This window comes from Pedobacter sp. NJ-S-72, assembly GCF_053890575.1.
Genome location: NZ_CM132681.1, coordinates 578,728 through 590,969, shown reverse-complemented (window position 1 = coordinate 590,969; position 12,242 = coordinate 578,728). Strand labels below are relative to the sequence as shown.

Annotated in this window: 13 protein-coding genes; 9 read left to right on the top strand and 4 right to left on the bottom strand. The window is 37.6% G+C overall.

Annotated elements, in window-relative coordinates; genetic code table 11:
• Positions 1–250: 250 nt before the first annotated feature.
• The 4 genes from ACWYN3_RS03885 (at position 251) to ACWYN3_RS03870 (ending at position 3,709) form a co-directional block, all read left to right on the top strand.
• A complete protein-coding gene (locus tag ACWYN3_RS03885) occupies positions 251–1,489 on the top strand; it encodes a hypothetical protein (protein WP_456219947.1) in 1,239 nt (412 codons plus the stop codon).
• Positions 1,490–1,593: 104 nt separating this feature from the next.
• Positions 1,594–2,031, top strand: coding sequence for a hypothetical protein (locus tag ACWYN3_RS03880; protein WP_456219946.1), 438 nt, complete (start codon positions 1,594–1,596; stop codon positions 2,029–2,031).
• Positions 2,032–2,790: 759 nt separating this feature from the next.
• Positions 2,791–3,537, top strand: a complete 747-nt coding sequence (locus tag ACWYN3_RS03875) for a DUF5977 domain-containing protein (RefSeq protein ID WP_456219945.1) — start codon at positions 2,791–2,793, stop codon at positions 3,535–3,537.
• Positions 3,479–3,709 carry a hypothetical protein gene (locus ACWYN3_RS03870; RefSeq protein ID WP_456219944.1) on the top strand — a complete coding sequence of 77 codons (231 nt, stop codon included), beginning with the start codon at positions 3,479–3,481 and terminating at the stop codon, positions 3,707–3,709. The genes ACWYN3_RS03875 and ACWYN3_RS03870 overlap by 59 nt, the downstream gene beginning before the upstream one ends.
• A gap of 100 nt (positions 3,710–3,809) precedes the next feature.
• Here ACWYN3_RS03870 and ACWYN3_RS03865 read toward each other — a convergent pair whose 3' ends face one another.
• From ACWYN3_RS03865 to ACWYN3_RS03855, 3 genes are read right to left on the bottom strand one after another with little or no spacing between them, the layout of a single operon-like run.
• Complete coding sequence (locus ACWYN3_RS03865) at positions 3,810–3,938, bottom strand: hypothetical protein (RefSeq protein WP_456219943.1); 129 nt, start codon at positions 3,936–3,938, stop codon at positions 3,810–3,812.
• A gap of 22 nt (positions 3,939–3,960) precedes the next feature.
• Positions 3,961–5,490, bottom strand: coding sequence for an outer membrane beta-barrel family protein (locus ACWYN3_RS03860; RefSeq protein ID WP_456219942.1), 1,530 nt, complete (start codon positions 5,488–5,490; stop codon positions 3,961–3,963).
• Positions 5,487–6,206 (bottom strand): carboxypeptidase-like regulatory domain-containing protein, encoded by a 720-nt coding sequence (locus tag ACWYN3_RS03855; RefSeq protein ID WP_456219941.1) that lies wholly within the window; start codon positions 6,204–6,206, stop codon positions 5,487–5,489. Before ACWYN3_RS03855 ends, ACWYN3_RS03860 begins: the two co-directional genes overlap by 4 nt.
• A 237-nt stretch (positions 6,207–6,443) precedes the next feature.
• Here ACWYN3_RS03855 and ACWYN3_RS03850 point away from each other — a divergent pair, with 237 nt between their 5' ends.
• From ACWYN3_RS03850 to ACWYN3_RS03830, 5 genes are all read left to right on the top strand, one after another.
• On the top strand, positions 6,444–7,493 hold the full coding sequence (locus ACWYN3_RS03850; protein ID WP_456219940.1) for a TonB-dependent receptor plug domain-containing protein: 1,050 nt from the start codon (positions 6,444–6,446) through the stop codon (positions 7,491–7,493).
• Entirely contained in the window at positions 7,447–9,081 is a 1,635-nt protein-coding gene (locus ACWYN3_RS03845) for a TonB-dependent receptor domain-containing protein (protein ID WP_456219939.1), read from the top strand. The genes ACWYN3_RS03850 and ACWYN3_RS03845 overlap by 47 nt, the downstream gene beginning before the upstream one ends.
• Positions 9,082–9,290: 209 nt before the next feature.
• Complete coding sequence (locus ACWYN3_RS03840; protein ID WP_456219938.1) at positions 9,291–9,587, top strand: hypothetical protein; 297 nt, start codon at positions 9,291–9,293, stop codon at positions 9,585–9,587.
• The gene (locus ACWYN3_RS03835) at positions 9,571–10,587 is read left to right on the top strand and encodes a hypothetical protein (RefSeq protein WP_456219937.1); all 1,017 of its coding nucleotides are present in this window, start codon (positions 9,571–9,573) and stop codon (positions 10,585–10,587) included. The genes ACWYN3_RS03840 and ACWYN3_RS03835 overlap by 17 nt, the downstream gene beginning before the upstream one ends.
• 252 nt (positions 10,588–10,839) lie before the next feature.
• Complete coding sequence (locus ACWYN3_RS03830) at positions 10,840–11,307, top strand: histidine phosphatase family protein (RefSeq protein WP_456219936.1); 468 nt, start codon at positions 10,840–10,842, stop codon at positions 11,305–11,307.
• Between the two features lie 144 nt (positions 11,308–11,451).
• Here ACWYN3_RS03830 and ACWYN3_RS03825 read toward each other — a convergent pair whose 3' ends face one another.
• Entirely contained in the window at positions 11,452–11,931 is a 480-nt protein-coding gene (locus ACWYN3_RS03825) for an HD domain-containing protein (RefSeq protein ID WP_456219935.1), read from the bottom strand.
• Positions 11,932–12,242 lie beyond the last annotated feature (311 nt).

Genomic DNA, 12,242 nt, shown 5'->3' with positions numbered 1-12,242 from the left:
TTAATCATACAGATACCTTACCCATCAGCATTCAGCTAAATTTAAGAAAAGGGTACAATAAAGTAAAGCTCTTCAGTATTAATCTGATGAACCTCAATTTGACTACCCGACTAATCTAGCTTTGCGTTTATAATTCACCTTATTTCTTGTTTTATTTTCTTTATTTGAATACATTGGGAACTAAAGATTAAAAAATAAAGATTAATGATCGTAAGTATGAAATTTCTAATTTATTATCAGGTATTCTTTTATGAAAAATAAAAGCCTGATTTATAATTTAGTATTCTGTCTTTTTATTTCAATAGGTACGGTTTCCGCTCAAAATAATGTAAATATAAAAGGTCGTCTGTCCGACACGATTTCTCTGGCAAAAATTAAAAATGCGTTAGTTTCTCTCTATATAAAAGATAGTCTGATCACACAGACAACAGTTAATGATGATGGTACGTTTGATATAGCTGTTAAAATCAAGGCAAAAATAGCAATGCTGAAGTTTAGCCATCTCAATTATTTCAATAAGTCCATTGCTATCAAAACAAATAAAAACTTTGTAAACTTAGGTACCGTAGAGCTAATGCAGAAATCTATCAGGCTCAATGAAGTAAACATTACAGCCAAATCAGCGATGGTTCTTAAAAAGAATAAAGACACACTAGAGGCCGACTTTTCCAAACAAAACTTTAAGCGGTACGTCATGACAGAAAAAGCACTGGAGATCATTCCAGGTCTTAAAGTTATAGATTCAAAAGTCTTTTATAATGGGGAAGAAATCGGAGATGTAAAAGTGGGCGAAAGAGATTTTGTCTTTGATAGTCGTTTTTTAATGCAAAACCTGCCCGGTTTTACCATTTCTAAAGTACAGATTATAGAGCAGGCTGATAAATCAGGGAAAAAGACAAGGAAATTGAATATAGTTTTGCGGGATAGCCAGAAAAAGGCTTTTCTGTTTGATACTAACTTATCCAAAGGAACTGAATCATCAAACTGGAACTCTTTTACGAGTGCCCGGATAGACAGTTTATATCAGCTTGGCATTAGAATGCAGTCTAATAGCATTAATCAACTTTCAGATGCCTGGGATCTACCCGCTATAATAACTGGCAACCAACTTCCTGGATTAATCAGTACCAGGAAACTGGAATTATCTGGCTTTTATCAGCTAAGTAAACACACTTCAATTGACTTGAAATATCAGGACAGCAGACAAGCGTCAAAAATTGAACAAAACAGCAATATCCTTGATCTTATTTCAAAAGAGCAATCTGCTCTTAATAGTGGTTCCAATTCTATTGATAAAGCTCATATGCTGAATCTTATTATAAGAAATAAAATAGATTCCATCACCAATATGTCTATTAGGGTTAAAAGTCAAATTTCCGATAACAATGCAATTAACATTTCCAGCTTTATAGCTAACAGACAAGAAAAAGTGGACACCGTCAAATTCGAGTCTCAAAGATCATTTAAAGGAAAAGAAGAGCATCAGTAGTTTTTACTTTTGATAAACTAAGGAAATCCACAAAAAGACAATTTTATGATTTTGAATTCAGGGCCGGCAGTAATAATGGCGAAAACAAAGATCATTTAAGGGACATGGCTGGAGATAGCCTGGAAAACAGAAAAGTTGAAAATAATTATTTAGGATTATCATACAGACTAAACTTTCACCTGGACAAATATTCATCCATTCAGGCCTATGTTAATACAGATCTTAAGTTTTTCGCAGGTGAATATATCAATCCTGAAAAAATAAATTCTAATGTTAAAAGCCTGCAAAACAATCTGGGCTTCAGATACACAACAAACAGGAAGCAGACTGCATTTTCAGTCGATTTATCAGCTTTCACCTATAACCTAACGTCTAATATTAACGCATCATATAATGTCCCCGGCTTTGTTTCAAATATCACCTATAGCCATCTGCTTAAGAATAAGCATAAGATTAGTTTTAATTTTAATAGCGATTATACTTTACCTACTTCATTCAGCAAATTACTGGCATCTCCCCTTTTGGTCAGCAACAGATATTAGCAATACTCCCAAACTCAGACATAAAACCTGAGCAAAAGTTCGGTATGGACTTTAAGTATAATTTCAGAAAATACCTGGCTTTTGATTTAGGCACATACTACAATACGAATAAAATTGAAAATGTATTTATAACCACCTCAGAGACGGCTCCGGTAATACAATATATCAATTCAGGAAACAGGAAAAGCATATCTGCAGGTCTAACTTTCGATATAGCTTTGTTTAAGAACAAAATAATCCTAGTCAATTATATAGGCGGAAAATATAATGAATCAGGGTATCTTTCGAAAAATTTACTAATACCAAACAATACAGTTTCACTATATAATAATCTCTCCCTAGTTTATAAAAAACCACTCAAAATTTAAATGTAGAATATACAGTCCGGCTCAACCAAACAGAATACCTCAATCACATTTACCCTGATAATCTCACAGTCGATAATAACCTGATTTAAAGTATAATATCAAGGATTTTTTTGAAGTATCAGCTGACTGGAATATAACCAAATATTATAACTATTTAAATTCCAACAGTAATTCAAATCTGCTCAACATAGTTCTTAGTCAAAAAATACTTAAAAGCAAAAAAATAATAATATTTTTGCTAAATTAAATAATATTTTCAATAATAAAGTTAATCAATTTACCTCATTAAACATTGATAGAATACAATACTCAAATTCAAATAACTTAGGTCGATATTTTTTATTTGGAATTAATTACAAAATAAGTACTTTTAAGTAAAAAATAATAGATTATGAAATTGAAATTAATGTTTATGTTTTGCCTGGCATTTTCCATGATGATGGGAAATAAGCTTCGGGCTCAAGTAACCTTTTCCGGGCCGGCAACAATTAACTCAGGTGACGAACTTGAAATCACTGCTGTTGGTGAAACCGCCGCATACCACATTGGAAGTATGCCTAGAACGGCCGCTGTGGATTATACGCCTTACAATAGCACAGTTTCAAACAGCTTGACTTATACCTCGTATTTCAAGAGCAATAATCCAACTGTACCGAGTAGATTTAAGTACAAGATGGAGAATTCTTCTTCGGCACCTATTGATGTAAAAATCACTTTTATGGACGTTACAATGGCTAATTCAGTAGATCCGGCGACTTATAATACTAATCTTAAATACACAGTTACTATTAACCCTGCTCCACCTGTAAAAAAATATTATAGTTCAGTTCAATCGGGTTCTTTCATTAAAAATGACTGTACAAATTCCGACGGTCGTCCTGGTCCTGCTGTTATTTACACCGTCCCGGCAAATAAATATACATCAACTACTTCTCAGGCAGCCGCAGATGCATTAGCTATCGCTGACTTAAATGCCAATGGACAGCAAAATGCAAATATATATGGTAGCTGTGCCTCTGAAATCAGAATTACGCTTTCTAGTCCGGATTTACCAGATGAAAATGGAGATTACCCCCCCCATGAACACGGTAATTGCAGCTATCAGTTTTATCGGTGCAGGTCCTGTTGGTGGTGTTAAATATGAAATAGAAGTAAGAAATCCTGATCAGACTGTAACAGTTTATGAACTGAATAGTGTTAAGCTATCTCTTCAACAAGGTGGTTACTACTCATTTAGGGCCAGAATTACAAAACTTAGTACTGGAGAAGTTAGCCCATGGGTAAGTGATTCTAGATCTGTTGCTTATTAAATTCACAAGATAACACAGGCTTTATAAAAAAGCCATTAAGCTTGTTATTGATTTATAATATAAATCAATAACAAGCTTTTTCGTTTGACTACAAAAGAAACTATCCGCCATTATCAAATTGCAGATCTTTCTTTTTCTTAACCACTCCAAACCCATAGCTAAAACCAAGATAGAAGATCCTCGAATTGCTCACCGTTTTAACGTGCTGTACTAAATAAGGCCCCTGCAAATCAGCTTCCTGTCTCTGTGTTTTAAAAAAACAGAAACCGTAACGTAAAAAAAACGCTTCCTTTTTTCTTCAGCACATCCCGTTTTGCCCCTAAATTTAAGACAAAACTTGGCAAATACTTACCTTGCGGAGTTAACCTTGCTGATTTATAAATAGAATTAAGCTGTAAGGCCGCTAATTGCCCTAAGCTATAGCTTGCATTTAAATTCGCGCTCCAGGTTACCGTTGACTTCTTATTGCCATACCCTAAATTAGTTGCATCTATCTCGTTATAAAAAATATTAGGTGTAAAATTAACCACCAGCTTATCATGTAAATTTACCCCTACAACCACATCTGCCCCAAAAGCCCTGTCATTCGCTAAATTCTGCTGGCGGGTAACCAATACAGAATCATTTAATGCTTCTGTAATTGCCGTAAATCTGTTCATCGTATATCTGTAATAAATCCCCGGCATCAAACTAATTCCGTTCTTTCTCCATAAATAACCAGCTTCCACAGAGTTGATAAGCTCTGGCAAAAGATGAGGATTACCCACCCTGATATTAGTCGGATCAGCATATTCTGCAAATGGGTTAAGCTCATCAGCTTCCGGCCTTCTGACCCTGCGGCTATAGTTCAATTGCAATTCTTTATTGTCCTGCAACTTATAACTCAAATGCAGTGTCGGATAAACCTTAAAATAATGATTGGGAATAGATTCACCGGTAGTGATCAGCCTGGAGTTAACTGCACTGTACTCTCCTCTTAAACCCGCCATAAAAGTCAGTTTCTGAAAAGCTTGCGTATAAGTTCCATAAACTGCCTGAACATTTTCATTGTATATAAAATGATTAGTTTTTTGAAGATCTGGAACAAACTGCTGAACAGCAGGACTAAATGCTTCACCGAAAAAATCAAGGTCATGTTTGTTAAACTGTCCGTCATAACCCGCTTCGAGTTTGATCTGATCAGAAATCGGGTTTTCATAAGATAAAGTCACTTGCCTGGTATCAGCGGTTTGCATAATCAGCGTATTATCCATTTGATTAGCTATTGCAGGTACCCTGTAAACATTTGTATAACGATTATCTTCTGTTTCAGGAGAATGCGCAATATTAACTTCTAAACGGATTTTATGATCTTCTTTCGCAAAGCCATGCTCAAAGTAAAACGCACCACTGGTAGATTTCTCCTGTTCAAAATTCTTTCTGAACCTATCGTAATCCTGGTTACCGGAAGTGCTTGTAACCATTTTATTAGTTACATCGTCCTTATGTAAATTCCGCAGATAGAAATTACCTGATAACCCAAAACTATTCTTTTTATCAATCGTATAATCAAACCCAAGATTCGCTATCTGAGAAAACGGCCTCGTCTTCGCAGTTAAAAGATCAGTATAGGAACTCTGCACATGATTAACCTGATCAGTCTGCACACGTTGATTAGTCGTGGTGCGCAATCTATCGTCCTGCTTAACACTATAAGAGCCAAATAAATTAAACCTTCCTGTATTGTAATTCAAAGAAGTACCTGCATTGTAACGCTCCCTGTTCCCAATACTCCCTGTCACTGTGTACCATTTAATCCCCGCTTAGCATCTTTCTTTAATATAATATTGATTATCCCCCCGGTACCATCAGGTTTATACTTTGCAGATGGATTTGTAATCACTTCTATCTTTTCGATACTATTTGCAGGTAACTGCTGTAATACCGCAGCCGCATTTTTACCCATTAATGGTGATATCTTTCCATTCACTAAAATAGTCACTGCCGAATTTCTTAAGCTCACATTTCCGTCTATATCGACCTGCACGAGGGGAACATTTTGAAGAACTTCGCTGGCAGATCCTGATTTAGCCATAATATCCTGATCCACATGATATACCTTCTTATCAATCGAATTAACGTAAATAGCTTTCTTAGAATTGATTGTCACTTCTTTAAGCGTGCTTTTGCTATTATCCAATACGATATTTTGCTTCACATGCTGGTTACTCACAGTAAACAAAACAGTTTTTGTATCGTCGTAACCTATATAACTCGCCTGTATATAATAACTGCCTTCGGGAATTCCCTTAAAACTATAAGAACCATTGGAGCCGCTTACCTCATGACCTTTAACAGCATTGTCCAATTGGCTTCTCAGTACAACATTGACAAATTCTAAAGGTGTTTTGGATTTAAGATCTGTTACTGTGCCAGACACTGAACTACTATGCTGAGCGCATACAAATAAGGGAAGAGAAAAAAGTAATAAAAAACTGAATACGTAAAGTTTCTGCATGTATTTAAATTATAAATGCTGCATAGTTACAGGTCAATTCTGGATACAATTTGTAGTTAACTCAGCAGCGTATCAATCTGTTTAAAAAAGGCAAAATCACTGGATAAAAAACAGAAATCTCCCGCTTAATATTAATTCAATATTATCATTATGTTACTGATTTCCTAACGGTTACCTAACACAGATTTCCTTCAGATTTCAACTGCTCTCTTTGCATAAAATTTCAAACACCCCTTCATGAAACAACCTTACTTATTCTACAAATTATTATTATTTCTGTTTGCCGGATTGCTCTTCCCAACCAGTTTGAGCGCGCAAACTCTTGATGTAAAGGTAAAAGACTCCAGATCTGACGAACCACTGATGGGAGCTTCCATTAGCCTGACACAAGGAAAATCGACCAGAGTAGTCTCTACTAATTTACAAGGCAAGTTCCTGCTTGATCATATGAAATTAGGTGCCTACAAACTTTCAGTAAATTTTGTCGGTTACAAACATTCAGAAGTATTTGAAGGAACACTTAGTAGTGGACAAACAAGGTTCATTGTGGTTAATTTACAGGATGCCAGTATCCAAATGAATGAGACAACCATTGTTGGCCATGGCAATAAAGAAACTGACCACTCTGCACGCGGGCTGGAAAAAAATGCAGGGATGATTCAAAACATCCTTTCGGCAAATACAATTCAGCTTTTGCCTGATGTTACTGTAGCTAATGCCCTGCAAAGAGTAAGTGGCGTAACTATCCAGCGTTCGTCGAGCGGAGAAGGCAGATACGCGATTATCCGCGGAATGGATCAGCGTTACAATACCACCCTGGTAAACGGAATTAAGATTCCGAGTCCGGATAACCAGTACAGATTTGTGCCAATGGATATTTTTCCATCAGAAATGCTGGAACGATTGGAAGTCATCAAAGCTTTAACCCCCAGTATGGAAGGTGATGCAATTGGTGGTGCGATGAACCTGGTGATGAAAAGTGCACCAGACCGCTTTACATTTAGTGCAAATATTTCAGGAGGTCTCTCTACGCTATTTTCTAATTCCAGACCCTTTTCACATTTCAACCCTTCTCCAGGCAACAACTCTCCTGCAAGTGTTAACGGCAATAGCTATGCTGCAACGTACCAGGACTTTAATAACAAAGCACTGAGCAGTCAGAAAGACTTGTCCAGTCCTTTGAGTTCTACAGCCGGACTGACCATTGGAGATCGCTTTTTAAATGGCAAACTTGGTGTAATTGTCTCTGCAAGTTACCAGAACATTTATCGGGGTTCAGACTTTTAAGCAGCTTACGCCAAATGCACAGCCATCTGCGATTCCTTTATCCAACTCACCGCAATTCTCTGATGCTTATGACAGAACTTATTCGACACAGACACAGCGTTTAGGGATACACAATAAAATTGATTACGTCATTGATGATAAGAACAAATTATCATTGTATAACTTATACATTCATCAGAATGAATTTGAATCAAGAAAAGGTGCTGATACTTTAGGTTTAGGTATAAACTCTACAGCACTAAGCAAACAGATCACAATTGCCGAAAGAAATACCTTAACCAAACAGGATATTTACAACGCAACACTTCATGGTGAGCACCTGCTAAGTGATCAATTACGTTTCAACTGGGATGGCGTTTATTCGGTAGCCAGCCGGCATATGCCAGACCGTACAGAGTTTTCATATGATGCAAACCAGGCTTTAAACAGCAAACTGGAAATAGTCAATGAAGTTGATAACAATACTAAACTTACCCATCACTGGGAAAATAATACGGACAAGGATATTGCAGGTTATGCAAACTTAATATTCACCCATACCATAGCCGGCAGACCTGTAGAATTTGCTATTGGAGGTCTATACCGCCATAAAAACCGTAAAGCTGATTATATTACTTATGGTCTTACAGGTGGGAAATCTACTTTATTCAATGGCGATTTCAATACTGTTCCTTTTGCCTTCAATTCTGCTGCTGATGGTATTGGAAGTAATAATCCTGATCTGCAAAACAATTATAAAGTTACCGAAGATGACAATGCTGAATATCTTCAGTTCAAGTTTAACTTATTTCCAAAATTACAGGTTTTAGGTGGGGTAAGAGTCGAAAACACGAGAATGAGTTACGATACTGAATCACCACTGACAGTGACCGAGAGATCTGGAAAGATCAGTTATACAGATGTACTCCCGAGTCTTCATTTAAAATATGCATTAACTGATAACCAGAATCTGCGGGCATCTTATTTTGCTTCAATCAGCAGACCGGGTTTTGGAGAATTAGTGCCTTATAAAATGGATGGCGAATATTACAGCCAGGTAGGTAATCCGCAGTTAAAACATATCACTGCTGATAATGCAGATATCAGATATGAACTTTTTCCGGGTGGCTCCGATCAGCTCTTAATCGGTTCATTTTACAAAAAGATCTACAATCCAATTGAATACTTTGTGGTAAGAGATGGCGGGCCAAGTTCACAGGTGATCAAACCGCAGAATGATGTCAATCCGGCTACAAACTTCGGATTCGAAGCTTTAGTGACTAAATTTTTTGGTGAGATTGGTTTCTCTCTGAACTATACCTATACCCATTCCAGGATTACAACCGATAAACTGCTTTACTTCAATGATCCGGTTTTAGGTTTTCAGCAATCGGTAGTTAGTGAAACCCGTTCATTGCAAGGCCAGGCAAATAATGTTGGAAATGCTTCTGTATTATTTAAAAGCGGCAGAATAGGTTTAGATCTGCAACTGGCCTTTGTTTACACTGGAGAACGCCTGCCTGTTCCAGGTATCTCCTTATTATGGGCTGGATTTCTATCAGCAAGCTTACAACCAGCTGGATTTTTCGTTCGAAAAAAAGCTGGCTAAAAGGCTGTCATTCTATGGAAAGATAAACAATATTACCAATGCTGCCGGTAAGCTATATCTGAAATTCCCACATGGAAGTATTGATGCGAAACAGCAGCAATTTTTAGGAAAGCAGGATATCTACGACCAGACCTTAGTGCAGAGCAGTTATTACAAAACAATGTTCATGGGTGGGTTCAGATATAAACTATAAATAGAAAATCAGAGAAATGAGAAGAATACTAAATCTAATGATGCTCCTGATCGTAACGGCATCATTTACAGCTTGCCAGAAATGGAAACAAGAACATACAGATATTTATAGCTATACGCCTCCGGCAGCGAACCCGGTAAGTGATAAAGAACCACTTTCTTGCAGCGGCGGCAGTACTGTTGTACCTGTCAAGGGAACAATGCTTTCGGGAAAAAATATATACGGTTTCGGATGGCTGCGATCTGGTCATCAATGTCGGGGATACCTTGTTAATGCAACCGGGAGTAAAATTGAATATGGGAATTGGCAGTAGCCTGATCGCCCTTGGCACATTGGTCAGCAATGGTTCTAAAGATCAGCCAAATTTCATTACCATACCTGGTATAACCAGGAATGATCAGCCGGGTGGCTTATTACCTGCAAATGATCCTGCTTATGCCGGAAAATGGAAAGGTATTATTGGTGGCCCTACCTGTAATTTAATGGTATTACGCTGGACACATGTAGAATATGCAGGTTTAACTGAAGGTAAGGCAACAGCTACTATCGCGGGTTCTGGTTTAGGAAATCAGTTCAGTATCCTGTTTGCCAATTACAATGGAAACTTTATTATGGAAGATTCCTGGTTGTATGGTGGTGTGGATGATCCGGTACGGATCTCGGCTGGTAAAGTCGCAATCTTCCGTAATACATTTGAGAAAAATGGGGTCAGTGGTGGCGGCGATTGTATCAATATGAAAGGTGGTACGGTTGGTACGCTGGCCTATAACTTATTTTTAGGTACAGCAACCAATGGGCAGAAAGCATCCAATAAAGGACAGGCAACCGGAGCACCGCAAACCAATATTGTAATGTATAATAACACTTTTGTAAGTGGCGGATATCGTCAGGTACAAAGCGGCCGTGGCGGAACAATTAATTATGAAGAAGGTGCAATGGGCATGTATTACAATAACGTAGCCGTCAATTGCAAATATGGCTATAGAGTTGTGAGTAGCCCTACGGCCGATATAGCCCATTTATCTTATGGTAACAATTACCAGTGGGCAGATTCTGTCAGTGTAGCAAACCAGTTTTATCCTACTGGCTATATTACTAAACCGCAGCCAACTGATATTCCTTCTATCACTGCATCTGCAAATTATCTGCCACCTAATTATACGCCCGGGGCAATTTATGATGGAAGCGATGTGGTACAGAAAAACAATCCGATGTTCTTGAATTTCTTCCTTTGCCAACTACAGGTCATCCGCTTGCACAGTATAGCGCGGTTGGAAATTATAATTTCAGGATTCAGCCAAATTCACCGCTGATTGGAAAAGGAAATACAAGTATCAAACCCTTAATTGTTGTCCCTGTAAATAGTATCTATGGTATTTCTGAAGTCACACAGCCAGGTACAGATCTTGGATGTTATCAGCTTAGTGGTGTAGGAAACCAGCATTAAAGAAAACAACACTTATAAACTTATAAAATGAAGAAAACAATCAGATTCTTAAGCATTCTAATCGCTGTCGCAGCGTACGGATCATACACTGCCAGTGCTCAATCAAATGACTTGAGAGTTGTATTTATACGTCATGGTGAAAAAACCCATGAAAGGCGATAACCTGAATTGCCAGGGACTAAACAGGTCAATGAAATTGCCAGCAGTACTGTTCAAAAAATTCGGGGTCCCGTCTTTTACTTTTGTCCCTGCTATCGGACTGGGTGAGTCAACTAAACATTCCAGAATGTTTCAAACAATCATCCCTATGGCTGCCAAATATAATTTAGTAATCAATAGCAGCCATCAGGAACGCGACTCATTGGCAATAGCTGCCGATCTTAAAAACAGAACTGGTACGGTGTTAATTTTATGGGAACACAAAGGGATTGCCCCTATTGTAAAGAGTTTAGGAATCAAAGATGATAACCTGAAATGGCCCGATAATGATTATGACAGCATCTGGATTGTGACTTTTAAAGATGGAGTGGCGAGGCTTGAAAAGGATAAAGAAAACATAAAACCTGCTGAGGGATGTGATTTTTAGGTTATTCTTTTTCTGAAAAGCCTTCTTGTCCCAGAAATTCTTCTTTTTTTCATAGAAGACCTTCCGCTTTTTTCACAGTGGAAGGTCTTGCTTATTTAGTATGATGATCCCAATGAATGTTCGCAGGCTATTGATTTTACAACTTCAAGAACTTATCTTCTGCAAATAATTATACGTCAGATCCCTCCTCATTTGCTGGTTTTCGGAAGCAAGTACCAGTTTATTTGCATCTTTCCCCAGATCGTCCCATTTGCGTATTTTAACATACACAGGTGCTAATGGATCTTTCTCAAATTCGGCTGCCTCTTCGGCTGTCATTTTACCCCCCTGAAATTCGAGCGTGATCTTACTTGCTTCCGAAAGCTCGTTATAATATGCCGGTTCAGCATAAATGAGGTATTTTTTAGCAGCAACATGGCTGGAAACCAAATTGGCCATCTTTTGAGGGAAGCCCATATCCAGAAGACACTTACCTCCCAGATCATCATGGTTCTGTGTTCCATAAATATCCATCTGTTCGGCATTTTCAAAGAAATGTCCTATATCGTGAAAGAATGCTGCAAGGATGATTTCGTCATCTTCACCCGCTGCCTGTGCCAATTGTGCACATTGCATCATGTGCATCAGCATGCTTACACGCTCTCCGTATTCTTGTGTACCATGAGCCTCATATAAACTAAATATATGCGCTACCGTATCTTCTATATCTGTTGTTGTTCCATTACTGATCTGTTTAGCTGAATTATTTTGTCATGAACCAATTGTCATAAAATAGAATGAACATATGTACCCGTCTTCTTCTCCATCCTGGCTGATTAACAACGTTTACAGCAGTCAAAATTCAGCATATAGTATTATCAAAAATTAAACATAACGTTATGCATTAGATCTAATAAAGATGTAAAAAACACATCAAAAAATCCAATAAATTAACA